Origin of the sequence: Sphingomonas sp. PP-CE-1A-559 (genome assembly GCF_004340965.1) — a bacterium.
Classification (GTDB): domain Bacteria; phylum Pseudomonadota; class Alphaproteobacteria; order Sphingomonadales; family Sphingomonadaceae; genus Sphingomonas.
The window spans coordinates 34,425-58,170 of sequence record NZ_SLYA01000003.1; the positions used below are offsets into that span (position 1 = coordinate 34,425).

24 protein-coding genes are annotated in these 23,746 nt (G+C 65.4%); 13 read left to right on the forward strand and 11 right to left on the reverse strand.

The features are described from left to right. Positions 1-144: 144 nt before the first annotated feature. The 5 genes from C8J42_RS10415 to pyrE form a co-directional block, all read right to left on the reverse strand. Complete coding sequence (locus C8J42_RS10415; protein ID WP_056066231.1) at positions 145-1,221, reverse strand: AI-2E family transporter; 1,077 nt, start codon at positions 1,219-1,221, stop codon at positions 145-147. 1 nt (position 1,222) lies between these two features. After that, the gene (gene lepB, locus C8J42_RS10420) at positions 1,223-2,215 is read right to left on the reverse strand and encodes a signal peptidase I (protein ID WP_133020033.1); all 993 of its coding nucleotides are present in this window, start codon (positions 2,213-2,215) and stop codon (positions 1,223-1,225) included. Beyond that, a complete protein-coding gene (acpS, locus tag C8J42_RS10425; protein WP_133020034.1) occupies positions 2,212-2,646 on the reverse strand; it encodes a holo-ACP synthase in 435 nt (144 codons plus the stop codon). The genes lepB and acpS overlap by 4 nt, the downstream gene beginning before the upstream one ends. 168 nt (positions 2,647-2,814) lie before the next feature. Then, the gene (locus C8J42_RS10430; RefSeq protein ID WP_133020035.1) at positions 2,815-3,555 is read right to left on the reverse strand and encodes a pyridoxine 5'-phosphate synthase; all 741 of its coding nucleotides are present in this window, start codon (positions 3,553-3,555) and stop codon (positions 2,815-2,817) included. Beyond that, complete coding sequence (gene pyrE / locus C8J42_RS10435; protein WP_133020036.1) at positions 3,552-4,136, reverse strand: orotate phosphoribosyltransferase; 585 nt, start codon at positions 4,134-4,136, stop codon at positions 3,552-3,554. Before pyrE ends, C8J42_RS10430 begins: the two co-directional genes overlap by 4 nt. A 337-nt stretch (positions 4,137-4,473) precedes the next feature. Between pyrE and coxB the strand changes: the two genes are divergently transcribed. The 11 genes from coxB (at position 4,474) to C8J42_RS10485 (ending at position 15,446) form a co-directional block, all read left to right on the forward strand. Beyond that, positions 4,474-5,616, forward strand: coding sequence for a cytochrome c oxidase subunit II (coxB, locus tag C8J42_RS10440; RefSeq protein WP_243644304.1), 1,143 nt, complete (start codon positions 4,474-4,476; stop codon positions 5,614-5,616). 1 nt (position 5,617) lies between these two features. Then, entirely contained in the window at positions 5,618-7,282 is a 1,665-nt protein-coding gene (gene ctaD, locus C8J42_RS10445) for a cytochrome c oxidase subunit I (protein ID WP_133020037.1), read from the forward strand. 436 nt (positions 7,283-7,718) lie between these two features. After that, positions 7,719-9,191, forward strand: a complete 1,473-nt coding sequence (locus C8J42_RS10450; protein ID WP_133020038.1) for a hypothetical protein — start codon at positions 7,719-7,721, stop codon at positions 9,189-9,191. Between the two features lie 54 nt (positions 9,192-9,245). Beyond that, on the forward strand, positions 9,246-10,145 hold the full coding sequence (locus C8J42_RS10455) for a heme o synthase (protein WP_133020039.1): 900 nt from the start codon (positions 9,246-9,248) through the stop codon (positions 10,143-10,145). Then, on the forward strand, positions 10,142-10,279 hold the full coding sequence (locus C8J42_RS20105; RefSeq protein ID WP_165886435.1) for a hypothetical protein: 138 nt from the start codon (positions 10,142-10,144) through the stop codon (positions 10,277-10,279). The genes C8J42_RS10455 and C8J42_RS20105 overlap by 4 nt, the downstream gene beginning before the upstream one ends. After that, on the forward strand, positions 10,279-10,830 hold the full coding sequence (locus tag C8J42_RS10460; RefSeq protein ID WP_133020040.1) for a cytochrome c oxidase assembly protein: 552 nt from the start codon (positions 10,279-10,281) through the stop codon (positions 10,828-10,830). The genes C8J42_RS20105 and C8J42_RS10460 overlap by 1 nt, the downstream gene beginning before the upstream one ends. A 30-nt stretch (positions 10,831-10,860) precedes the next feature. Then, positions 10,861-11,787: a cytochrome c oxidase subunit 3 gene (locus C8J42_RS10465; protein ID WP_107954064.1), complete on the forward strand. Its 927-nt coding sequence runs from the start codon at positions 10,861-10,863 to the stop codon at positions 11,785-11,787. Positions 11,788-12,055: 268 nt separating this feature from the next. Further along, positions 12,056-12,439 carry a DUF983 domain-containing protein gene (locus C8J42_RS10470; RefSeq protein WP_056066263.1) on the forward strand — a complete coding sequence of 128 codons (384 nt, stop codon included), beginning with the start codon at positions 12,056-12,058 and terminating at the stop codon, positions 12,437-12,439. Beyond that, positions 12,436-13,047 (forward strand): SURF1 family cytochrome oxidase biogenesis protein, encoded by a 612-nt coding sequence (locus tag C8J42_RS10475; protein WP_335337814.1) that lies wholly within the window; start codon positions 12,436-12,438, stop codon positions 13,045-13,047. The genes C8J42_RS10470 and C8J42_RS10475 overlap by 4 nt, the downstream gene beginning before the upstream one ends. Positions 13,048-13,179: 132 nt before the next feature. After that, positions 13,180-14,580, forward strand: a complete 1,401-nt coding sequence (thrC, locus tag C8J42_RS10480; protein ID WP_133020041.1) for a threonine synthase — start codon at positions 13,180-13,182, stop codon at positions 14,578-14,580. Further along, complete coding sequence (locus C8J42_RS10485) at positions 14,577-15,446, forward strand: class I SAM-dependent methyltransferase (protein ID WP_133020042.1); 870 nt, start codon at positions 14,577-14,579, stop codon at positions 15,444-15,446. Before thrC ends, C8J42_RS10485 begins: the two co-directional genes overlap by 4 nt. A 247-nt stretch (positions 15,447-15,693) precedes the next feature. On the opposite strand, the gene C8J42_RS10490 is transcribed toward C8J42_RS10485, so the two are convergent. Next, on the reverse strand, positions 15,694-16,659 hold the full coding sequence (locus C8J42_RS10490) for an agmatine deiminase family protein (protein ID WP_133020043.1): 966 nt from the start codon (positions 16,657-16,659) through the stop codon (positions 15,694-15,696). Next, the gene (locus tag C8J42_RS10495; RefSeq protein ID WP_243644391.1) at positions 16,660-18,237 is read right to left on the reverse strand and encodes a M28 family peptidase; all 1,578 of its coding nucleotides are present in this window, start codon (positions 18,235-18,237) and stop codon (positions 16,660-16,662) included. 175 nt (positions 18,238-18,412) lie between these two features. On the opposite strand from C8J42_RS10495, the gene C8J42_RS10500 reads away from it, so the two are divergent. After that, positions 18,413-20,434 carry a S9 family peptidase gene (locus C8J42_RS10500; protein WP_279388734.1) on the forward strand — a complete coding sequence of 674 codons (2,022 nt, stop codon included), beginning with the start codon at positions 18,413-18,415 and terminating at the stop codon, positions 20,432-20,434. A gap of 60 nt (positions 20,435-20,494) precedes the next feature. Here C8J42_RS10500 and rpsD read toward each other — a convergent pair whose 3' ends face one another. Beyond that, positions 20,495-21,109 (reverse strand): 30S ribosomal protein S4, encoded by a 615-nt coding sequence (gene rpsD, locus C8J42_RS10505; protein WP_056487297.1) that lies wholly within the window; start codon positions 21,107-21,109, stop codon positions 20,495-20,497. Positions 21,110-21,290: 181 nt separating this feature from the next. Here rpsD and C8J42_RS10510 point away from each other — a divergent pair, with 181 nt between their 5' ends. Continuing rightward, complete coding sequence (locus C8J42_RS10510) at positions 21,291-21,590, forward strand: chorismate mutase (protein WP_133020045.1); 300 nt, start codon at positions 21,291-21,293, stop codon at positions 21,588-21,590. 144 nt (positions 21,591-21,734) lie between these two features. Here C8J42_RS10510 and C8J42_RS10515 read toward each other — a convergent pair whose 3' ends face one another. From C8J42_RS10515 to C8J42_RS10525, 3 genes are all read right to left on the reverse strand, one after another. Continuing rightward, positions 21,735-22,961: a TrmH family RNA methyltransferase gene (locus tag C8J42_RS10515; protein WP_133020046.1), complete on the reverse strand. Its 1,227-nt coding sequence runs from the start codon at positions 22,959-22,961 to the stop codon at positions 21,735-21,737. 139 nt (positions 22,962-23,100) lie between these two features. Continuing rightward, on the reverse strand, positions 23,101-23,565 hold the full coding sequence (gene nrdR, locus C8J42_RS10520) for a transcriptional regulator NrdR (RefSeq protein ID WP_056487307.1): 465 nt from the start codon (positions 23,563-23,565) through the stop codon (positions 23,101-23,103). Continuing rightward, a complete protein-coding gene (locus tag C8J42_RS10525; protein ID WP_056066278.1) occupies positions 23,566-23,745 on the reverse strand; it encodes a hypothetical protein in 180 nt (59 codons plus the stop codon). Between the last annotated feature and the right edge of the window lies 1 nt (position 23,746).

Here is a 23,746-nt window from a genome sequence, read left to right on the forward strand (position 1 = left end):
CGGTTTCCGCCCCCACCTTCCGTCATCCCCGCGGACGCGGGGACCCATACTGGCAAACCTCGGAGGATATGGGTCCCCGCGTCCGCGGGGATGACGGGTGGTGAGCTTGAACCCGCATTACGTGAGAGGCGGCGCCAAATCAGATCAGGCCGTAGCCACACCCTCACACGCCTCCGCCTTTTCCTCTTCCCGCTCGGACCGTCGCTCCAGCGCGGTCTTCAACATCGCGGTCATCGGATCGGCCAGCGCCAGCCCCAAAATCCCGAACAGCGCGCTCGCCAGGATCTGTGCGCCCAACGTCAACGCCGGCGGCAGATCCACAGTCCGCTTCGCCACCATCGGCACAATCACATACCCGTCGATCGTCTGCACCACGAGATACGTGCCGATCGCCCAATACCCCGTATCGACGCCCGCGCTGAACCCGACCGCGACCATCAGCACGCCGGTCACGATCGCGCCGACGTTCGGAATGAACGCCAAGATCCCCGCGATGATGCCGAGCAGCATCGCCATCGGCACGCCGCCGACCGCCAAGGCGATGCCGCTCGCGACACCCTCGACCGCCATCCCGAGCAACCGTCCGGCGAGCAGCCGCCGCAACGTCGCGCCCATCTTGACCAAAGTCCTGGCGAACTCGGGGCGGAGATCGAGTGGCACTATCCACTGGAGCCCGCGCGAGTACGTCCCCGGGTCCATCGCGATGAACAATCCGAGGATCAGGATCATGAACATGCTGGTGATCGCGCCGATCGCGCTGCCCACCCACGACGTCACGCGCCCGACCGAGCCGAGCGCCTGCTTGACGATCCCGTTGACGTCCGACGCACCCGGCATCAGCCCCTGCGAGGTCAGATAGCCGGTGAAGCGATTGGCCTGCGATTCCAGGGTCGACCGCAACTGCGTCACCTGCTCGGTGACCTGAACGCCGGTCAAAATGAACGTGCCCACCAGGAACGCGAAGGTCAGCAGCACGACGATCAGCAACCGCCAGCCACGCCCGATCGGCAGCACCCGCCCGAGCAACCGCACACCGCCGTCGAGCAACGCCGCAAACACCACACCCGCAAAGATGATCAGCAACGGCTGGACCAGCACGATCAGCAGCGCGATCACGCAGGCGAGCCCGAGCCAGATCGCCGCGCGCTTCAGTTCCTTGCGCAGGAACGGATCGCGCATCTCGACCGGGCTCAGTTCGTCGACGGTCTTCGTCTCGGCCATCTCAGTTCGCCTTGGCGGGATGGAGCGAGGTGCCCGCGCGATCCGGGCGCAGCGAACTCCACCAGCTCAGCGGATTGAACGTCGCATCGCCGTCGAGGCTGAAGGTGATGAACTCCGCACGGCCACCGAGATTCTCGTACGGCACCGGTCCGCCGAGCCCGAGCTGGCTCAGCGCGAACCGGCTGTCGGCCGAGCGATCGCGATTGTCGCCCATCAGGAAGACGTGGTTCGCGGGGATCGTGATTTCGGCAAAATTGTCGCCCTGGCTGTCCGATTCGAGATCGATCGTCTCGTAGCGGCGGCCGTTGGGCAGCGTCTCGGTATAAGTCGGCAGGCGGCACATCTCGCGCCCGTCGGGCAGCGTCTCGCGCGCGCCGGGATAGTCGATCTCGCTGCACGGGCTGTTGGTGTCGACCGGGATCAGCGTGTCGTGCAGCGAGCCGCGCTTCACCGCGACGCCGTTCAGGAACACGATCCCGCCGCGCACGGCGAGCTTGTCGCCCGGCAACCCGATGACGCGCTTGATATAGTCGTTGTGCGTGCCCGGCGGCGTCACGATCACCACGTCGCCGCGCGTCGGCAGCGAGCCGAAGAGGCGGCCGTGGATGAACGGTAGCGACACGCTCCAGCTGTCTTCCTGCTGGCGCAGCACGACGCCCTTGAAGATCGCGACCGGGTTGGGGATCGTCGGCGACACGAACGACCAGCCATACGCGAACTTGGTCACCACCAGTCGGTCGCCGATACGAAGGCCCGGCAGCATCGATTCGCTGGGGATATAGAAGGGCTTGGCGATGAAGCTGTGGAAGCCGAGTACGACCAGGATCAGCCAGAAGATGCCCTTCACCTCGCCCCACCAGTCGGTGCCGCGGCGGCGGGCCGTTTCCTGTGTTGTGCCGGCCGGTGGCGCGGTATCGGCCGCGGTCTGCACTAGGGGGGTCTGCGCGAGGGGCTTTTCTGGGAACTCGTTGCCGTCCAACGCCGCGTCCTTCATCGGTTCGTATCCTGGCGCATGTCCGGGGATATCAGAGGTATAGTTTCGATGATCACGAAGGCCTGCGCCCACGGGTGATCATCGGTCATCGTCAAATGCACGCGCGCGGCGTGGCCTTCGGGAGTCAACGCGTCAAGCCTCGCTTTGGCGCCCCCGGTCAGCGCCAGCGTCGGCGCGCCGCTCGGGGCGTTGACCACGCCGATGTCGCGCATGAACACGCCCGCGCGAAACCCGGTCCCGACCGCCTTCGAAAACGCCTCCTTGGCGGCAAAGCGCTTCGCCAGCGTGCCAGCCTTGGTAAAAGGCCGCCGCGCCGCCTTCGTCCGCTCGACATCGGTAAACACTCGCTGCTCGAACCGCTCGCCGAACCGCTCGACCGACGCCGCAATCCGCTCGATGTTACACAGGTCGGACCCGAGCCCGATAATCATCGCGACGCCTGGGGTCGGAAGACAAAAGATTCTGTTCGCGCGGAGACGCGGAGACGCGGAGAGTATGAGAGCCGCAAGGGCGGCGAAGGTGAGAAGCCGCCGGGACGGCTACCAGCAACCCCCTTCTGCTCCGCGTCTCCGCGTCTCCGCGTGAACAAACCTTCTAATTTACCGCGCCGCATCCATAGCCTCGCGCATCAACCGCACCGCTTCGCCAAGCCCGACGAACAGCGCCTCTCCCACGAGAAAATGCCCGATGTTCAGCTCGCGCACCTGACGGATAGCCGCGATCGGCGCGACATTGTCGTAGGTCAGCCCATGCCCCGCATGCACCTCGATGCCGTTCTTCGCCGCCAGCGCCGCCGCGTCGCTCAGCCGTCGCAGCTCGACCGTCCGCGCCTCGCCCGACAGTTCCGCGTACAACCCGGTGTGCAGCTCGACCACCGGTACCTTGAGCCGCACCGCCGCCTCGATCTGGCGCGCGTCGGGCTCGATGAACAGCGACACGCGGATCCCCGCCCCCGCCAGCACATCGACCAGCCGCGCCATCCGGTCGTAATGGCCGGCGACGTCGAGCCCGCCCTCGGTAGTCAGTTCCTCGCGCTTTTCCGGCACGATGCATGCCGCGTGCGGCTTGTGGCGCAGCGCGATGCCGAGCATCTCGTCGGTTGCCGCCATCTCCAGGTTGAGCGGGATCGTCAGCTCGGCCGACAGCCGCGCGATGTCGTCATCCGTAATGTGCCGGCGATCCTCTCGCAGATGCGCCGTGATACCGTCCGCCCCCGCAGCCGCCGCGACCAGCGCCGCGCGCACCGGATCGGGATACCCCGCGCCGCGCGCATTCCGCACCGTCGCGACGTGATCGATGTTCACCCCGAGGCGCAGGTGGTCATTGCCGGGGGGGCTCATGCCGCAGCCCTGCTGCCGGGCTTGATCGCCGGGATCGCCGCGAGTTCGGCCGGCAACGCGTCCGCCGGATAGGTCGGCACGTCGAGCCGGATCAGCGGAAAGAACGGTACGCCGAGATCCGCCGTCCCGTTCGAGCGATCGACCAAAGCCGCCGCCGCGACCGTCACGCCGCCAGCACGGCCGATCGCCGCGATCGCCTCGCGCGACGACAGCCCGGTGGTGACGACGTCCTCCATCATCAGCACGCGCTGGCCGGGCGCGAGCCGGAACCCGCGGCGTAGTTCGAACACGCCGTCGGGCCGCTCGAGGAATACCGCCTCGACACCCAGCGCGCGGCCCATCTCGTGGCCGGCGATGACGCCGCCCATCGCCGGCGAGACCACGATATCGATCTGCTCACGCAGTTCTTCGGGGATCGACGCGACGAGCGCCTCCGACAAACGCGCGCCTCGCGCCGGATCCATCAACACGCGCGCGCATTGCAGATAGCGCGAACTGCGCAGGCCGGAGGACAGGATGAAATGCCCTTCGAGCAACGCTTCGGCAGCGCGGAATTCGGCGAGCACGTCGTCTTCGGTCATCGCGGGTCATCGCTCCAAATGGTCTGCCCGCGCTGATACGAGCGCACGAAACCACGTGCAACGAGAACCGGCGGCCCACCGTCATCCTGACGAAAGTCAGGACCCAGAACCGCAGGGGACGGCGTTCGTGATCCTGGATCCTGACTTTCGTCAGGATGACGGGGGGTTAGTGCGGGCGCCTGAAGGGCTCATGCCAGACAAGGCTTGAGGCGAGCCCCCCCGCTGGGTATAGCTCTTCCCAAATCATAAGCAGACATCCGCGCGTCCGTGATATCGGGTTCGCTATAAACCGGGGTCAAGAATAACGATGCGCAAGATGGGGATGAGAGGATTTGCGATGGCAGCGGGGCTCGCACTGGCGAGTCTCGGTGGCGTCGCCGGGCATGCGGCCCAGCCAACGCCAGCCGCACCGGCACCACAGGCTGCTGCAGCGCCCGCCGGTGTCTCGAACACCGCACCGACTACCGCCGCGGCAAAGCCGACCGCCAACCCATCCAGCCCAGAGCTCGCGATGGACGGCGCCCCCGCGATGACGGTCAAGCCGATGATCGGCCAGCCGACCGACGGCCTGTTCGGCCTGCAGCCGCAGGTGACCAAGAACGGCCAGTTCGCGCACTGGATGCACAATTCGATCCTGGTGCCGACGATCACGATCATCTCGCTGTTCGTACTCGCGCTGCTGTTCTGGGTCTCGTTCCGCTATCGCAAGGCGCGCAACCCGGTCGCGTCGAAGACCAGCCACAACACCTTCATCGAGATCATCTGGACGCTCGCACCGGTCGTGATCCTCGTCCTGATCGCGGTCCCCTCGATTGGCCTGCTGCAAGCCCAGTTCAAGCCGGCGCCCTCCGGCGCGGTGACGCTGAAGGCGATCGGCAATCAATGGTATTGGACCTACCAGTATCCGGACAATGGCGGCTTCGAGATCACCGCCAACATGCTGAAGGAAAAGGCTGACGTCGCTGCGGGCGAACGCCCGCGCACCGATGCCGACGGCCCCAAGCTGCTCGCCACCGACAACCGCATCGTCCTCCCGGTCGGCGTGCCGATCCGCTTGATCACCACGTCGAACGACGTGATCCACAGCTGGGCGGTCCCGGCATTCTGGATCAAGCTCGACGCAATCCCCGGCCGCCTGAACGAGACCAGCTTCACGATCGAAAAGCCGGGCTTGTATTTCGGCCAATGCTCGGAGCTCTGCGGCGCGCGCCACGGCTATATGCCGATAGCGGTCGAGGCGGTTCCGCCCGCCGAATACGCGGCGTGGGTCAAGGCCAAGGGCGGCACGATGCCGACCCCCGGCAAGGCGTCCGATAAGGTCATCCCGCAGCCCGGCGCCGACGGCTCCGCGGCGAAGGTCGAGGAGGCTGCGGAAACCGCCAACGCCACCGGCCCGGTCGAGAACGTAACAACCGCAGCCCCGGCGACGACGCAGGGCGCGACCTCAAACCCGGCCGGCGCCGGCAACGCGGGACAGTAAGATGACCGACACCGCTCTCACCCCGTCGGCCTTCGTGTCCCACGAAGCGCACGACCATCACCATGATACCGATCACAAGCCGGGCTTCTTCGCGCGTTGGTTCATGTCGACCAACCACAAGGACATCGGCACGCTGTACCTGATCTTCGCGATCGTCGCGGGGATCATCGGCGGCTCGGTCTCGGGGCTCATGCGCGCCGAACTCGCGCATCCCGGCATCCAGTATCTGCAGGGCTGGGCTAGCATGCTCCACGGCGGCCCCGCCAGCCTCGACGAATCGCTCCATCTCTGGAACGTGCTGATCACTGCGCACGGCCTGATCATGGTGTTCTTCATGGTCATGCCGGCGATGGTCGGTGGCTTCGGCAACTGGTTCGTGCCGATCATGATCGGCGCGCCGGACATGGCGTTCCCGCGCATGAACAACGTGTCGTTCTGGCTGCTGATCCCCGCCTTCACGCTGCTGCTGGCCTCGCCGTTCTTCGGAGGTGCCGGTAACGGCTGGACGCTCTACGCGCCGCTCTCGACGTACGGCGAGCCCGGGCCGTCGACCGACATGGCGATCCTCGCGCTGCATCTCGCGGGTGCGTCGTCGATCCTCGGCGCGATCAACTTCATCACGACGATCTTCAACATGCGTGCGCCTGGCATGACGCTGCACAAGATGCCGCTGTTCGTGTGGTCGATGCTCGTCACCGCGTTCCTGCTGCTGCTCGCGCTGCCGGTGCTCGCCGCGGCGATCACGATGCTGCTGACCGATCGCAACTTCGGCACGACGTTCTTCGATCCGGCCGGCGGCGGCGATCCCGTCCTGTACCAGCATCTGTTCTGGTTCTTCGGCCATCCCGAAGTCTACATCATGATCCTGCCGGGCTTCGGCATCGTCAGCCAGATCATCTCGACGTTCAGCCGCAAGCCCGTGTTCGGCTATCTCGGCATGGCGTATGCGATGGTCGCGATCGGCGTGGTCGGGTTCGTCGTGTGGGCGCACCACATGTTCACCACCGGCCTCAGCGTGAACACCAAGATGTACTTCACCGCGGCGACGATGGTCATCGCGGTCCCTACCGGCATCAAGATCTTCTCGTGGATCGCGACGATGTGGGGCGGCTCGCTCACCTTCAAGACGCCGATGGTGTGGTCGATCGGCTTCATCTTCATGTTCACCGTCGGCGGCGTAACCGGCGTCGTGCTCGCCAACGGCGGCATCGACGATTACATGCAGGACACCTATTACGTGGTGGCGCATTTCCACTACGTGCTGTCGCTGGGTGCGGTCTTCTCGCTGTTCGCCGGGTTCTACTACTGGTTCCCGAAGATGACCGGCAAGATGTACAACGAGTTCCTCGGCCAGCTGCACTTCTGGGTGTTCTTCGTCGGCGTGAACGTGATGTTCTTCCCGATGCATTTCCTGGGCTTGCAGGGCATGCCGCGCCGCATTCCGGACTACACGCCGCAGTACGAGCATTGGAACACGGTCGCCTCGGTCGGCTACATGATCATGGCCGCGGGCATGGTGGTGTTCTTCGTCAACCTGATCTGGTCGCTGGCGGCCGGCAAGAAGGCGGGCGACAACCCCTGGGGCGAAGGCGCGACGACGCTGGAGTGGACGATCTCCTCGCCACCGCCGTACCACCAGTTTGAGACGCTGCCGCGGATCGACTGAGGATGCGAGGTGACGTAGCGCCAGCTACGCGCCGGTGCGGCCCAGCCGCACGCATCCGACCGGCCGGCGCTGCAACGCCGCGTCCGACGACACGGGATTAACTCCCGTGTCGGGCCAGCCAAAAAGGAAGACGCCTCGGGGAAACCCGGGGCGTTTTCGTTAAATGGCCGTCCCCAGTCCCACGATGTTTCCGCGGAAAGGCGGGGAGCCACCTTAGGCTCCCGCCTCCGCAGGAGAACGAAGGAAGGGAGCACCTGCGGACGTCATCCCCCGCATACGTCCTCCCAGCGGGGTTGGGATTGCACCCTTTGCTTCCACTCGCGCGTCATGAGCGAGACCCCAGCTTTCGCTCGTATGACGAGATAGGGCTGGCCAAATCCCAACCCGAGCGCTTCACATTCATCATTCCACAGGACAATCGCGCTAACCCCGCGTCATGCCGAGCGCGCAACCCCCAGTCCGCCCCAACGCGCCAACCGGCATCGCCTGTTCGACCTTCGCCTTGCTCTCCGCCTTCGCGGCGTTTGCGTTCACGATCATCGTCCCAACCATGCTGCGCGACGGCGACACTGGCTGGCATCTCGTCGCAGGCGCCTGGATCGTCGCGCATGCGGCCGTTCCGACCACCGATCCGTTCTCGTTCAGCGTCGTCGGCCGCCTCTGGGTCGCACACGAATGGCTCTCCGAAGTAGCGATGTACGCGAGTTACCGCGCGGGCGGCTGGAGCGGCCTGATCGTCCTGGTCGGCGTGGCAATGGCGGCGCTGTTCGCGCTGATAGCCGCCGAACTCCGCCGCTGGATGAGCGCGCGGGCGAGCATCATCGCGCTGCTGCTGCTCGGCACCGCGCTGATCCCGTCGCTGGTCGCGCGGCCGCACATGCTGGTGCTGCCGATCCTTGCCGGCTGGACGATCGCGCTGTTGCGCGCGCGCGAACACGACCGAGCCCCACCACTGCCGATGGCGGCGGCGATGCTGATCTGGGCGAATGCGCATGGCAGCTACGTCTTCGGACTGGCGCTGGTCGGCGTATTCGCGATCGAGGCGCTGCTGGCCGCCAAGACCTCCGACCGCCGCACCGTGATCCAGCGTTGGGGCCTATTCGGAATTAGCATGACGATAGCCGCAGCCGTCACACCATGGGGCGTGCACGGCCTGACGTTTCCATTTTATCTGAACGACCTGAAAGCGCTCGGTCAGATCAACGAATGGCAGCCGTCCGACTTCAGAACCTTTTCCGGCTTCGAGGCGATCTTGCTCGCGAGCCTCGCGTTCCTGCTGGCGCGGCCGATCCGTATCCCACCGATCCGCCTGCTGCTGGTACTCGGCATGCTCCACATGACGCTGCAGCACACCCGCCACGAAATCATCCTGGTGACCGTCGGCATTCTCGTGCTGGCCAAGCCACTCGGCCGCGCGCGGAGCTACCGCGATACCAGCTTTTCGAAGCCCCTTTCCCATGGCCCAGAGCGACTGATCGTTGCCATTCTGGTATCCGCGCTTACAGTCAGTCTTACCGCCTACCGCATCGCAGTGCCGGTCGTCCGCACGGAAACCAAGGGCATTCCCGTCCGCGCGCTCGCGAATCTGCCGTCCGCGCTACGCCACCAGCGCGTCTTCAACGAATACGGCTTCGGCGGATCGCTGATCCTCGCGGGCATCCGTCCGTATATCGACGGGCGAACCGACATGTACGGCGACGCCTTCACGCTCGACTATTTTGCGATCGCCCGCGGCGACGCGGATCGCTGGCATGCGGCGAATGCGAAGTGGCATTTCGGCTGGACCATCCTGCCGCCGCGCTCACCACTGGTCCGCCTGCTCGACCATGACCCCACTTGGCGGCGGATCTACGCGGACGATACCGCGGTCATTCACCAAGCCGTACCCACGCACCGGGCAAACCGCTGAGCCATCACGAAGGCTTTCCGACCTCCCCCGCAACGCGTATAGCGTACCCGAACCATGACTCCTGCCACCCCCCTCCTGCCACCGGCGCATTGGCGCGATTTCCTTGCGCTGACCAAGCCGCGCGTGATGACGCTCGTCGTCTTCACCGGGCTCTGCGGGATGCTCGCGGCGCCAATCGGCGTGCATCCGGTGATCGGCTTTACCGCGATCCTCTGCATCGCGCTCGGCGCCGGGGCAGCGGGAGCACTCAACCAATGGTATGAGTCGGACATCGACGCGGTCATGCGCCGCACGCAGAAGCGTCCGCTCCCCGATGGCCGCATGGACCGTCAGGCGGCACTGCATTTCGGCGTCGGGCTCGGCGCGTTCTCGGTGCTGTTCATCGGCGTCGCGGTGAACATCGTCGCTGCGGCGATCCTGACCGTCTCGATCCTGTTCTACGTGCTGGTCTACACCGTCTGGCTCAAGCGCCGCACGCCGCAGAACATCGTCATCGGTGGTGCCGCGGGTGCGTTCCCGCCGCTTATCGGCTGGGCCGCGGCGACCGGTGATATCGCGCTGCTGCCGGTGTTGCTGTTCCTGTTCGTGTTCCTCTGGACGCCGCCCCATTTCTGGGCGCTCGCGCTGTTCATGAAGAGCGATTACGCCGCCGCCGGCGTGCCGATGCTGCCGGTCGTCGCGGGCGAACGCACCACGCGGACGCAGATCGGGCTCTACACGATCCCGATGGCGGCGGTCGCGATCCTGCCCTGGCCGCTGGGGCTGACCGGGCCGATCTACGGCGTCGCGGCCGTCCTGCTGACTGGCTGGTTCGCTCTGCTCGCCATCCGCGTCGCCAAGCGCACCACCCATGCCGACGATGCGATGAAACCGGAGAAGGCCTTGTTCAAATACTCGATCCTGTATCTGTTCGTGATGTTCGGCGCGCTGGTCGTCGACCGGTGGTTCGCATGAGCCTGCCCGATCCCGACCTGATCCGCAGCCGCCAGCGCGGTCGCGCGCGCGTCATGGCGCTGCTCCTCGGTGCGTTCGTCATCCTCGTCTTCGCCATCTCGATCGCCAAGATCCGCGCGGGAATGCCGCACTGATGGCCACGTGGAGAGCCATGTCGCGCACCAACCGTACCGCAGCGCTCGCGGTGCTCTTCATCTGCTTCATGACCGGGCTCGCCTGGGCCAGCGTGCCGCTCTACCGCCTGTTCTGCGCCGCGACCGGGCTTAACGGCACGACAAACCGTGGCCTTGCCGCCCCCGGCGCGGTCGACCACAAGATTCAGATCGACTTCGACACCAATGTCAGCCCCAAGCTGCCGTGGAAGTTCACGCCCGAGAATCGCTCCGACACGGTCGACATCGGCGCGCGCGACATGGCGTTCTTCACCGCGACCAACACCTCGAACAAGCCGCTGACCGGCACCGCGACGTTTAACGTCCAGCCCGCGCAGGCCGGCAAGTATTTCACCAAGATCCAGTGTTTCTGCTTCACGCAGCAGACGCTCAAGCCCGGCGAAACCGCGCGGATGCCGGTGATCTTCTTCGTCGATCCGAAGATCCTGACCGACCCCGACGCGGCCGATATCCAGACGATCACGCTCAGCTATACGTTTTACCCGGTGGATTCTGCGAAAACAGCCAGCTAGAACGTCGCCAAAGAAAATAGGGGAGTACCGATGGCCGGCGCCAAGAACCATGATTACCACATCCTGCCGCCGAGCATCTGGCCGCTGGTCGGATCGTTCTCGGCGCTGATCATGGCGGTCGGCGGCATCATGTGGATGCACGGCGGCCATATCGACAAGCCCAATGGCGGCGGCTGGGTGTTCTTCATCGGCCTCGCGGGCGTGCTCTTCACGATGTATTCCTGGTGGACGCAGGTCGTGCACGAGGCGCGCGCCGGCGATCATACCCCTGTCGTCCAGCTCCATTTCCGCTACGGCATGATCCTGTTCATCGCTTCCGAAGTGATGTTCTTCGTCGGCTGGTTCTGGGCGTTCTTCGACTTCTCGCTGTTCCCGACCGCGATGACCTTCGCCGATGGCACCGTCACGCGCGCGGTCGAAGGCGGTGCGGCGATCGTCGCGCAGTGGCCGCCCAAGGGTCTGACGGTCATCAACCCGTTCGAACTGCCGCTGCTCAACACGCTGATCCTGCTGACGTCGGGTACGACGGTGACGTGGGCGCACCACGCGCTGATCCACAACCAGCGCGGCGGCGAGAAGACCGGTGCCTGGGGCCTGATCGGCGTCGGCAACCGCGACGGCGTGCTCAAGGGCCTGTGGCTGACCGTGATCCTCGGAATCTTGTTCAGCTCGATCCAGGCGTACGAGTATGCCCACGCGCCGTTCCCGTTCAAGGGGATCAACTACGGCGCATCGTTCTTCATGGCGACCGGCTTCCACGGGTTCCACGTGCTGATCGGCACGATCTTCCTGATCGTCTGCCTGGTCCGCGCGTACCGCGGCGACTTCACCCCGCGTCAGCATTTCGGCTTCGAGGCGGCGGCGTGGTACTGGCATTTCGTCGACGTCGTGTGGCTGTTCCTGTTCGTCACCGTCTACGTCTGGGGCGGCTGGGGCGCCCCCGTCCACGGCGGTTGAGCTTTGCTAGTTTTGGGGTGAGCCACCACCCCGGCAGGCACCACCCCGGCGAAGGCCGGGGCCCAGTTGGCAAGGTCGCAGTAACGAAGCGCTGTCCTCGGTTAGAACCGTCCCCCAACTGGGCCCCGGCCTCCGCCGGGGTGGCGTTTGCCGGTAAGGCACTGCTGCAAGTCGACGCTCGCACTCCAACCTTGTTCTCCCGCGAAGGCGGGAGCCCAGTCTGGATCCCCGCCTTCGCGGGGATACAAGGTATGGAGGACCTGACGGCGTGACCGAAGACCAATACCCCCTCGCCACCGCCCCCACGATCGCGCAGGTCGCGCTGAAAGGCCTCTGCCCCCGCTGCGGCAAGCCCACGCTCTTCGCCAAATGGTCCAACTTCGCCGACCGCTGCCCGAACTGCGGGCTCGACTTCAGCAAGTTCAACGTCGGCGATGGCCCCGCCGCGTTTCTCACTCTGATCCTCGGCGCGCTAGTCGTCGCGCTCGCGATCACGCTCGAACTCAAAGCCCACCCGCCGCTCTGGCTGCACATGCTGATCTGGATCCCCTTCACCGCCGGCGGAGTCGTGCTGTCCCTAAGAGCAGCGAAGGGCGCGCTCATGTCCGCCGAATACCGCAACGCAGCCCGCGAAGGCCGAATCAACCCGTGACCCGCACCGCACGACGCATACCCGTCATCCCGACCATCCTCGTCACGCTCGCGATCGCAGCGATGATCGGCCTCGGCCTGTGGCAACTGCTCGATCGCCTCCCCAAAAAGGAAGCGTTCCTCGTGCAGCTCGCCGCCAACCCCGCCAAGCCGCCAATGGCGTTTCCGCGCTTCCCCGACGAGACGCTCCTGTTCCGCCGCGCCTCCGGCCTCTGCCTCCAGCCGACCGACATCAAGCTTGCCGGCGCCGGCAAATCCGGCTTCCGCGCGATCGCCGAGTGCCGCACGGGCGCGGAAGGCCCTGGCATGATCGTCCAACTCGGCACTACGCGCGACCCAATGGCCAAGGTGAACTGGTCCGGCGGCGAAGTCTCCGGCTACATCAGCCACGCGCCCGACGGCCGCTCGCTGATCGGATCGCTGTTCGATCACACCCCGCAGCGCTTGATGCTGGTCGCTGATACCCCACAGGCGGGTCTCAACCCGAACGGCAAGCCCGACATCGCGTCGGTCCCGAACAATCACCTCGCCTATGCCGGCCAATGGTTCTTCTTCGCCGCCATCGCCGCGATCATCTACACGCTCGCGCTCCGCCGACAGCCTCGCTAGCCGTTCTCCTGCGAACGCAAGAGTCCAGGGTACCGCGCGCATTCCTCCGTAACCCTGGATTCCTGCGTTCGCAGGAAAACGGAAAGCGCGGGCAGCTTGTCGCCTCACCGCCCATTCGCTAACCGCTTGGCCATGCGTTACATCAGCACCCGCGGCTCGGCGCCCATCCTCGATTTCGAAGCGGCGACGCTCGCCGGCCTCGCCTCCGATGGCGGCCTCTACCTCCCCCACGCGTGGCCGACGATGACCCGCGACGAGATCGCCGCACTCGCGGGCCTGTCGTACGTCGACACCGCGGTCGCCGTGATGGCCCCGTTCGTCGGCGACGCGATGACCCGCGAGGAACTGAAGACACTCTGCGAACAGGCATATGGCCGCTTCTCGCACGCAGCCGTGACACCACTCGTACAGCTCGACCACGACCAGTGGCTCCTCGAACTCTTCCACGGCCCGACGCTCGCGTTCAAGGACGTAGCGCTCCAGCTGCTCGGCCTGTTCTTCGAGCGCTTCCTTGCCGGCACCGACAAGCGCCTGACGATCGTCGGCGCGACCAGCGGCGACACCGGCTCGGCGGCGATCGACGCGGTTGCCGGGCGCGAGGGCATCGACATCTTCATGCTCCACCCGGTCGGCCGCATCTCCGACGTGCAGCGCCGCCAGATGACCACGGTGCTCAGCCCCAACGTCTACAACATCGCCATCGAAGGGAGCTTCGACGACGCGCAGGCGCTCGTGAAGGCGATGTTCAACGACCGCGCCTTCTCGACCAAGTTCGCGCTGTCGGCGGTCAACTCGATCAACTGGGCCCGGCTGATGGCGCAGGTGGTGTATTTCTTCTACGCCGCGGTCCGCCTCGGCGCCCCCGATCGCGAGGTCGCGTTCGCGGTCCCGACCGGCAATTTCGGCGACGTGTTCGCGGGCTACGTCGCGGCGAAGATGGGGCTGCCGGTGGCCAAGCTGGTGGTCGCGACCAACGTCAACGACATCCTCCACCGCGCACTCAGCACCGGCGACTATTCGAAGGGGGGGGTGCAGCAGACCCCGACGCCATCGATGGACATCCAGGTGAGCTCCAACTTCGAACGCCTGTTGTTCGACCTCGGCGACCGCGATGGCGCAGCGCTGGCCGCACAGATGTCAGGCTTCGAATCTTCAGGAGCGATGCGCCTTACCAACGCGCAGTCGCAGGGTGCCTCCGCCCTCTTCCAGAGCGAGCGCATCGACCTCGACGACATGACGCTGGCGATGCGCTGGGCACACGAGCATGCGGGCCAGGTGATCGACCCGCACACCGCGATCGGCCTCGCGGCTGCGCTGCGTACCGAAGTTCCGGCGGGCGTTCCCATCGTGACGCTCGCCACCGCACACCCCGCCAAGTTCGGCGACGCGGTCGAGCGCGCTACCGGCGTCCGCCCATCTCTACCCGCGCGAGTCGGCGACCTGTTCGACCGCGAGGAGCGTTACGCCACGCTGCCCGCGACGTTCGAGGCGATCACCGCCTACATCACCGAGCGCGCGAAGCCGTCGGCATGAAATTGCACACTCTCATCGGCGAACCCTGGGCGGATTACGGCCTGATCGATTCCGGCCACGGCAAGAAGCTCGAACGCTATGGCCGCTTCCGCTTCATTCGCCCCGAACCGCAGGCGATGTGGGCGCCTGCCTCGACCGACTGGCAGGCGCAGGGCGAATTCGTCCCCGGCTCGGACGAAGACGGCGGCGGTCGCTGGGAATTCTCCGAACCCGTCCCGCGCGAAGGCTGGACGCTCAAGTGGAACGAGGTGTCGTACACCGCGCAGACCACCCCGTTCCGCCACCTCGGTTTCTTCCCCGACATGGCACCGGTGTGGGGCTGGATGCGCGAGCGCGTCGCGGGGCTAGACTCGCCCGAGTGCATGAACCTGTTCGGCTACACAGGCGTCGGCACGCTGGCGATGGCGACCAAGGGCGTCCGCATGGTGCACGTCGACGCGTCGAAGAAGTCGGTCGAGGCGGCCAAGGCCAACGCGAAACTGTCAGGCATGGCCGACGCGCCGATCCGCTGGATGACCGACGACGCGGCGAAGTTCGTTGCGCGCGAGGTCCGGCGGGGGCGGCGGTATGATGGGATCCTGCTCGATCCGCCGAAATACGGGCGTGGACCTGAGGGAGAGGTGTGGCGGCTTGAAGAAGACCTGCCGAAGCTGATCGCCGATTGCCGGAAGCTCCTCGACGAGAACTCCCGCTTCCTGTTCCTGACGGTCTACGCGGTGCGTATGTCCGCGCTCGCGATCGGCGAGTTGCTGAACCAGGTGTTCGCGGACCTGCCGGGCAAAGTCGAAGTCGGCGAACTCGGCGTCCGCGAAGAAGCGCGCGGCCTGACGCTGCCCACCGCAATCTGGGCGCGCTGGAGTCGCTGAGCCGACCCACCTAACTCCACCCCGGCGAAGGCCGGGGCCCAGTTGGGGGACGTAGCTAACAGAGGACCGCCCTTTGTTACTCCGACCTTTCCAACTGGACCCCGGCCTTCGCCGGGGAGGTGGTTTGGGGAAAGGTAGATACACGCCGCTTGCCTACCGTTCCCCCGCGAAGGCGGGGGTCCAGGGGCCAGGAACAGCATCGCTTGCAACCCTGGACCCCGCCTTCGCGGGGAAACCGGAGAAGAACTTACCCCGGGATCTGCTGCGAGATGCAGTGGAAGCTCCCGCCGCCCGTCAGGATATGATCCGCGCGCTGTCCCACAACCTCGCGGTCCGGGAACAGCGCCTGGATCGCCGCAACCGCCGCAGCGTCATTCTCCGCCCCATACAACGGCACCACCACCGCCGCATTCCCGATATAGAAGTTCATGTAGCTCGCGGGCACGACCTCCTCGTCGCGCAGCACGCGCCCCGGCGACGGAATCGTCACGACCTCCAGCCCGGCGGCTTGCGCATCGCGCGCGGCGTTCTGGTACACCTGCCAGTTCGGATCATTGTCGGTCGCCTTCGGAATCGCAACCCGCCCCTCGCCGACGAACCGCGCAAGGTTGTCGACGTGGCCGTCAGTGTGATCGTTGACCAGCCCGTCGCCCAGCCACACCACGCGGGTGTACCCGAGGTCGGACGCCAGCCGCGCCTCGATCTCCGCTTTGCTCAGCAACGGATTGCGGTTGCGGTTGAGCAGGCACTGGGCCGTCGTGACGACGGTGCCGGTGCCATCGCCATCGATCGCCCCCCCTTCGAGCACCCAGTCGCATGCCTCGACCCGCTTGTGCCGGCTCGCCGCCAGCCGCTCGCCGATGGTGTCGTCACCGGGCAGGTCGTACTTCCCGCCCCAGCCATTGAACCGGAAGTCCCGCGCGCTGCCGTCGCCGGCGATGATCGGTGCGGTATCGCGCAGCCAGATGTCGCCGAACGGCTCCACCACCACGTCCGCGAACGGTGCGAGCCGCTTGGCGGTGGTTGCCGACCCGACGTCGGCCGCGACCAGGATCACCGTCTCGCCCCGACCCTCGGCATGCACCGCCTTCGCAAACGCGACGACCTCGTCCCGCGCGGGCTCCAGATCTTCCAGCCACAGGTTCGCATGGCTCGGAAAGCCGATCCAGACGGCCTTGTGGTGCGCCCATTCGGCTGGCGTAGTCGTGGTCACTTACTTGGCTCCTGCGCGATCGCGGTCACGGATGCCGCGGAATTCGGCGGTCTTATACCAGTTCGGCCACAGACTGGTATCGTCCGCGAGCTTGCGCCCCAGCCCGTAATAGATCGTCAGATCCTCGACCGCACCCGACCAGTCCCACTTCGCATCATATTCGTCCGCCGGCTTGTGATAGCGATGCGCGACATAATCCTCGCGCGCCGCATGCCCCGCCGCTGTGCCACCGACGACGAGGTCCTCGCCGCTGCCGCCGTCAAGCATTGGCACACCGAGCTTCGCAAAGCTAAAGTGATCAGAGCGATAATAGCTGCCACGTTCCGGGTTCGCTTCAGTGCCGATTACCCGGCCCTCGGCGACGACGAACGGCTTCACCAGATCCTCGATCTCCGATTTACCCGCGCCGACAAGCACGAAGTCTTTTGCGCGCCCACCGATGTTCAAGCCGTCCATGTTCACGCCACCGACGGTATGCGCCAGCGGATAGATCGGATGCTCGGCATAATAGCGCGACCCCAGCAGTCCGGACTCTTCCGCCGTCACTGCCAGGAACGCAATCGAACGCTTGGCTGGTCCTGCCTTCACCTGAGCCTCCGCCAGCGCCACCAATCCGGCAACGCCACTCGCGTTGTCCAAAGCACCGTTGCAGATGTCATCGCCATCGACCGCGTCGCAGCGCCCGAGATGATCCCAATGCGCCGAATACATCACGTAGTCGTTGGGCGCAGCCGTCCCCGGCAGCACGCCGATGACGTTCTTCGACGCCTGCCGCTTGATCGTGTTGTCGAACCCGCCGCCGAACTTCAGCCCGAGCGGTACCGCCTTGAACCCCTTCACCTTCGCCGCCGCCGCCAGTGTCGCGTAATCCTTGCCCGCGCTCGCGAACACGCGCTCTGCCGCCGGCTTCTGTATCCAGCCGACGATCTGCGACTGGTCGAGATGATCGCCCTTCTCGTCCAGCTCGAGCTGCGGCCCGGTCCAGGACGACTGCACGACGGCCCACGGATACGCCGCCGGCTCGGTATCATGGACGATGATCGCCGCCGCCGCGCCGTGCTTGGCGGCGTTCTCGAACTTGTACGGCCAGCGCCCGTACCACGTCATCGCGCGGCCTTCGAACGGCCCCTCGCGCGACATCGTCTGCCAGTCGGCGTCGTTGATGAGGATGACCACGGTCTTCCCCTTCACGTCGGTGCCGGCATAATCGTCCCAGCCCTTTTCGGGTGCGGTGATGCCGTAGCCGACGAACACCACGTCGCTGTTCGCCACCGCGGACTTCGGCGCCACGCGATAGGTGCCCGCGACCATGTCAGTGCGATAGGCGAGACTGACGGGCGCCTTGCCGCCGGTGAACACGTAAGGCTGCACGTTCGTGGCCGTGATCTCCACCATCGGCACGTCCTGCGTCCACTGGCCCTTGTTGCCCGGCTTCAACCCCGCCGCCTTCATCCGCTCGACGATATACGCGACCGTCTTCGCCTCCGCGGGCGTGGTCGGCGCGCGGCCTTCGTAGGCGTCCGACGACAGTACCTGCGTTACGGTCTTCAACGTCTCGACCGAAATCGCGGGAGACATCTGCGCGGACGCAGCGGTCCCAAGCAGCAGGAGAGGCAGGATGGCAGCGCGCAAGGTCATTCCCCCAAAGAGATGCCGAGCGTTTTGGCAGCGGCTCCGGCACCGCGCAAGCATCGCTTGCCGTGCTGTCCGGCTTCGATAGGATGTGGGGTAGGGGCTTTGGGGAGCGACGAGGATGCGGTATTTTGGCGGGTTGCGCGCGAGCAGTTCGGTCTGGAAAGTAATGACGCTACCGGCCGTCTTGGCGCTACCGGTAGCCGCGGCAGCGCAGGATGCCGCGGCGGTCATTTCGACAGAAGCAGCGTTCGGCGCTCGTGAAATCCAGCAGTTGAGCCTCTCGCCCGACGGTACGCACATCGCCATGATCGTGCCGATGAAGGGTCGCGGCGCCATGCTGCGCATCGCCGACATGGTCGGAGGCAAGATCGCCGACCCGATCCTGTCGTCCTCCGGCGACCCCGAAAGCCTGAGGGATTGCCGCTGGTCGACCAATACGCGCCTCGTCTGCCGGTTCATCACTACCGCACATACCGGAACCGATCTGCTTGCCTTCAGCCGGGCGCTCGCCATCGACAGCAATGGCGGCAACAGAAAGATCCTGAGCGCACGCACGAACGAACGCTCGCTTGGTATCATGCAGGACGGCGGCAACGTCATCGACTGGACTGCAGACGGCGCGGAGGGTGCCGTGCTGATGACCCGCAAGTTCGTACCCGAGGCGATGATCGGCACGCTCCTGGCCCGTTCGGCGGTTGGCTTGGGCGTCGAGCGGATCGACACCGTCACGCTGACAAGACGGGTCGTCGAGCCGGCCCGTGCGAATGCCATTGAATATATCAGCGACGGCCAGGGTTCCGTCCGGATCGTTGGCTCGCGGGCCATGACCAGTGGAGGCTATGACGGTGCGAAGGTGATCTATTCATACCGCAAGGCCGGTGATCGCGCTTGGCAGCCGTTAAGTCAGGTCGCCAGTACTGTCAGTGGTGGCAAGAGCGGGTTCGATCCCTACGCCATCGATCCCGCGCTGAACGTCGCATACGGCTTCGACGACAGGGACGGCCGGCAAGCGCTGTACAAAATCGCGCTAGACGGCAGCCTCAAGCGCGATCTCGTACTTGCACGCCCGGATGTGGACGTCGACCAGTTGATCCGGTTGGGTCGCAAGAACCGGGTGGTGGGTGCTGCCTACGCAACCGACCGCCGCGAAGTCGAATTCTTTGATCCTACGCTGCAAAAGCTCGCCGCGTCGTTACGAAAGGCCTTGCCCGGCAGGCCGCTGATCACGTTCGTCGACGCGAGCGCGAACGAGACCAAGCTGTTGCTGTTCGCCGGCAGCGACGTCGATCCGGGCCGTTATTACCTGTTGGATCGGACGACCAACAAGATGGGCGAAGTTGCGCCGTCACGTCCGGAGTTGAGGAAGACGACACTCGCCAGCGTCCAGTCGATCACCTTTCGCGCCGCGGACGGCACGATGATTCCCGGTTATCTGACTTTGCCCATTGGCGGTACTGGCAAGGGGTTGCCCGCGATCGTCATGCCGCACGGCGGGCCGGGCTCACGCGACGAATGGGGGTTCGACTGGCTCTCGCAATATTTCGCGGCGCGCGGTTTTGCTGTGCTGCAGCCGAACTTCCGGGGTTCGACCGGCTATGGGTCGGCATGGTTCCAGAAAAACGGCTTCCAGTCGTGGCGGACCGCGATCGGCGACGTCAACGATGCCGGACGCTGGCTGATGTCGCAAGGGATTGCGGCGCCGGACAAGCTTGCGATCGTTGGCTGGTCCTATGGCGGCTATGCAGCGCTACAATCGGCGGTGCTCGATCCTAGCCTGTTCAAGGCGGTCATCGGCATTGCGCCGGTGACGGATCTGGACGCGTTGCGTGAGGAGTCGCGAGGCTTTACGGCCTTCGCCCAGGTCGACACGTTCATCGGGCATGGTGCGCATATCCAGGCGGGATCGCCCGCGCGCAACGCCGACAAGATCAAGGTGCCCGTACTGCTGTTCCACGGCGATCGGGATCGCAACGTCGGAATCGGTGAATCGCGATTGATGGCGGCCAAGCTGCGGGGCGCGGGTGGCAAGGTCGAACTGGTCGAGTTCTCCGGTCTCGATCACCAGCTCGACGACGATGTCGCGCGTACCGCGATGCTGACCAAGGCCGATGCGTTCCTGCGGACGTCGCTGGGGATGTAGAACGAAAAAAGGGCGGCCTCGCAGGACCGCCCTTTTTCGTATAACGATCGTACCGAAAGATCAGCGCGAGTAGAACTCGACGACGAGGTTCGGTTCCATCTTCACCGGGTAAGGCACTTCGTCGAGCGTCGGGACGCGCGTGAAGGTGACCTTGGCGGCGCCGTCGGTAGCGACATAGTCGGGGATCTCACGCTCGGCGAGGCTCTGGGCTTCCATGACCAGCGCCATTTCCTGCGCCTTGGTGCCCAGCGTGATCTCGTCGCCGACGAAGCAGCGACGCGAGGCGATGTTGCACTTCACGCCGTTGACGCGGATATGGCCGTGCGAGACGATCTGGCGAGCCGCGAAGATCGTCGGCGCGAACTTGGCGCGGTAGACGATCATGTCGAGGCGCTGCTCGAGCAGGCCGATCAGGTTCTGCGAGGTATCGCCCTTCAGACGTGCAGCCTCATGGTAGCACGCACGGAACTGCTTCTCGGTCACGTCGCCGTAATAGCCCTTGAGCTTCTGCTTGGCGCGCAGCTGGATACCGAAATCGCTGACCTTGCCCTTGCGGCGCTGACCATGCTGGCCCGGGCCGTATTCGCGCTTGTTGACGGGCGACTTGGGACGACCCCAGATGTTCTCGCCCATACGGCGATCGAGTTTGTACTTCGCGCTTTGACGCTTCGACATAGTATAACCTTTGCAAATGCAAACAACGTTGGTCCCGGTATCGCTCTGCTGGTCGTCGTTAAGACAAGGCAGGGCCACCGCTTCACCGGGGTGCAGGGCCATTGCGAAGGCGGGCGCCTAGACGGAGAGGGGTCGCGAGTCAAGCTGGACAGGCTGCGGACGGCTGGGCAAGAGGCGGCGCATGACCATTCTATCCGGACCCGACTGCACCACCATGACCGAGGTCCGCGCCGGCGTCGACGCGCTCGACCGCGACCTGGTCGCGCTGCTCGCCAAGCGCTTCGCCTATATGGACGCCGCCGCGCGCATCAAGCCGGAGCGGGGGCATGTGCGGGATGAGGCGCGGAAGACGCAGGTGATCGAGAATGCGCGCGCCGAGGCGGTGAAGCTGGGACTGCCCGACGCCGCGATCGCAGACCTATGGGAGGGCTTGGTCGAAGCCTCGATCGCATACGAACTGGCGGCGTTCGACCGCCGCTAAAGCGCAACGCACTCCCCTGCCTAGAAGGGAGGGGTTGGGGGTGGGTTGGCCCAATAACTGCCGCCCCGCCCGCCAAACAGCCGACCCACCCCCGGCCCCTCCCTTCCAGGGAGGGGGGAAGAGATATGCCCCCTTGGGAAAAAATCAGCTCCGCGGCTTCTTCCCCGCCAGCGATGACAACACCCCGCGCAAAGTCCGGATCTCCTGGCTCGACCAGCCCGGCTTCGTCAGCAGCGTGCGGAGAGTCCGCCGCGTCGACTGCATCTTGTCGGGCAGGTGGAAGAACCCAGCCCCCATCAGCATCGCATCGAGCTGCCCGATCATCCCGTCGAGCTCCTCCTGCGGCGCAGGCGGCATGATCGGGTTGATCGACGGCTGCAACAGCTCGCGCTCGGCGGTGAGGCCCTTCGACCATTCATAGGCGACCAGGATCACCGCCTGGGCAAGGTTGAGCGAGCCGAACTCCGGGTTGATCGGCACCGTGATGATCGTCCGCGCTACCGCGACGTCGTCGGTTTCGAGGCCGGATCGCTCGGGGCCGAACAGGATCGCGGAACGGCCGGGGGCGGCGTGGATCTCGGTCGACGCCTGCTCGGGGGTTACGACCGGCTTGGTCACGCCGCGTTTCCGCACCGTGGTGGCGAACACTTGCGCGCAGTCGGCGGTGGCGGCGGCGACGCTCTCGTAGACCTTCGCGTTCTGGAGGACGATGTCAGCGCCGCTCGCGGCGGGGCCGGCGGAGGGGTTGGGCCAGCCGTCTCTGGGGGAGACTAAGCGCATTTCGGAGAGGCCGAAGTTCAGCATGGCGCGCGCGGCCTTGCCGATGTTCTCGCCGAGTTGGGGGCGGACGAGGACGATGACGGGGGGTGGAGCTCCAACCGCCCCATCGCCATCCGCGAGTACATCGCTGTCGCCAGCCGGGTCCGTACCAATCATGTTTTCGTCAATCACGTCGCCAAATCCACCAATCTCGCCAAGCTCACCAAAGTCGTCCGGCTCGGCCAATCCATCGTGCTCATCCAAACCATCCCGCTCATCCACCCAACCCCGTTCGTCCTGAGTAGGGGCTGAGCGAAGCCGAAGACCCGTATCGAAGGATTTGCGCGAGAGTAAGCGTACCGCGTCCCAATCCCCCGCTGCCAGCGCTTCCTTCTTCACCCGCGTCCAGCCTTTCAACTGACGCTCGGCCTCCAATGCCTCGATGCGGCTTGGAAAATCCTGCGACCACATCAGCGTCACCGGGCGCCGTTTGTGCGTGTATCCAGGAAGCTCGCCGTGCTGATGTTGCGCGATCCGGCGCTCGAGCGAGTCGGTGTGGCCGATATAGTAACTGCCGTCGGAACAGCGGAGCATGTAGGCGTAAAAGCTCATGCAACCTGTCCTTCGATACGGGCCTTCGCCGTGCTCAGTCCCTACTCAGGACGAACGGAAGAGGGATGAGGAACCGTCGATAAGGTAAAGTTTACGATGCTGCCATCGGTCCGTATCGAAGGACAAATAAGGGAGCGCATCACTCCGCTCGCCCAACCTCCTCCACACTCCCAGCAAAGGCCTCGAAGTCCTTCGCCTCGCTAAAGTCCCGATACACGCTCGCAAACCGGATATACGCCACGGAATCGAGCCCCTTGAGCCCGTCCATCACCATCTCGCCGATCCGTTTCGACGTGACGTCGTTCTCGCCCAGCGTCTCCAGCCGCCGCTGGATCCCGCTCACCAGCTTCTCGATCCGTCCCGCCTCGATCGCCCGCTTCCGCGTCGCGATCGACAACGACCGCAGCAGCTTCTCGCGATCGAACGGCTCCCTGCGCCCCTCGCTCTTCAACACGAACAGCTCGCGCAACTGGATGCGCTCGAACGTCGTGAAACGCGCCGCGCACCCCTCGCATTGGCGCCGACGTCGGATCGCCGCCCCGTCTTCGGTGGGGCGGCTGTCCTTTACCTGGCTGTCTTCATGTCCGCAGAAGGGGCAGCGCATTCAGACCTTCTTCTTGCCCTTGTAGTACGCGTAGCCCGCGCCCGCGAGTGCGCCGAAGATCGGGCCGACGATCGGCACCGGGATCGCCACGACCGCGCCGAGTGCGCTCCACTTGGCCATGCTCTTGCCGAGGCCGGGGGTCGCCTTGATGTCGTTCTGGACGTCGTCGAACTTCGACATG

Coding starts and splice junctions, on each gene's coding strand:
- nrdR (WP_056487307.1), bottom strand. CDS start 23,565: ATGCGCTGCCCCTTCTGCGGACATGAAGACAGCCAGGTAAAGGACAGC.
- C8J42_RS10525 (WP_056066278.1), bottom strand. CDS start 23,745: ATGTCGAAGTTCGACGACGTCCAGAACGACATCAAGGCGACCCCCGGC.
- C8J42_RS10510 (WP_133020045.1), top strand. CDS start 21,291: ATGACCATTCTATCCGGACCCGACTGCACCACCATGACCGAGGTCCGC.
- rpsD (WP_056487297.1), bottom strand. CDS start 21,109: ATGTCGAAGCGTCAAAGCGCGAAGTACAAACTCGATCGCCGTATGGGC.
- C8J42_RS10515 (WP_133020046.1), bottom strand. CDS start 22,961: ATGAGCTTTTACGCCTACATGCTCCGCTGTTCCGACGGCAGTTACTAT.
- C8J42_RS10465 (WP_107954064.1), top strand. CDS start 10,861: ATGGCCGGCGCCAAGAACCATGATTACCACATCCTGCCGCCGAGCATC.
- thrC (WP_133020041.1), top strand. CDS start 13,180: ATGCGTTACATCAGCACCCGCGGCTCGGCGCCCATCCTCGATTTCGAA.
- C8J42_RS10415 (WP_056066231.1), bottom strand. CDS start 1,221: ATGGCCGAGACGAAGACCGTCGACGAACTGAGCCCGGTCGAGATGCGC.
- C8J42_RS10495 (WP_243644391.1), bottom strand. CDS start 18,237: ATGTCTCCCGCGATTTCGGTCGAGACGTTGAAGACCGTAACGCAGGTA.
- C8J42_RS10455 (WP_133020039.1), top strand. CDS start 9,246: ATGACTCCTGCCACCCCCCTCCTGCCACCGGCGCATTGGCGCGATTTC.
- C8J42_RS10500 (WP_279388734.1), top strand. CDS start 18,413: ATGCGGTATTTTGGCGGGTTGCGCGCGAGCAGTTCGGTCTGGAAAGTA.
- acpS (WP_133020034.1), bottom strand. CDS start 2,646: ATGATTATCGGGCTCGGGTCCGACCTGTGTAACATCGAGCGGATTGCG.
- pyrE (WP_133020036.1), bottom strand. CDS start 4,136: ATGACCGAAGACGACGTGCTCGCCGAATTCCGCGCTGCCGAAGCGTTG.
- C8J42_RS10450 (WP_133020038.1), top strand. CDS start 7,719: ATGCCGAGCGCGCAACCCCCAGTCCGCCCCAACGCGCCAACCGGCATC.
- C8J42_RS20105 (WP_165886435.1), top strand. CDS start 10,142: ATGAGCCTGCCCGATCCCGACCTGATCCGCAGCCGCCAGCGCGGTCGC.
- lepB (WP_133020033.1), bottom strand. CDS start 2,215: ATGAAGGACGCGGCGTTGGACGGCAACGAGTTCCCAGAAAAGCCCCTC.
- coxB (WP_243644304.1), top strand. CDS start 4,474: ATGGCAGCGGGGCTCGCACTGGCGAGTCTCGGTGGCGTCGCCGGGCAT.
- C8J42_RS10460 (WP_133020040.1), top strand. CDS start 10,279: ATGGCCACGTGGAGAGCCATGTCGCGCACCAACCGTACCGCAGCGCTC.
- C8J42_RS10485 (WP_133020042.1), top strand. CDS start 14,577: ATGAAATTGCACACTCTCATCGGCGAACCCTGGGCGGATTACGGCCTG.
- C8J42_RS10430 (WP_133020035.1), bottom strand. CDS start 3,555: ATGAGCCCCCCCGGCAATGACCACCTGCGCCTCGGGGTGAACATCGAT.
- ctaD (WP_133020037.1), top strand. CDS start 5,618: ATGACCGACACCGCTCTCACCCCGTCGGCCTTCGTGTCCCACGAAGCG.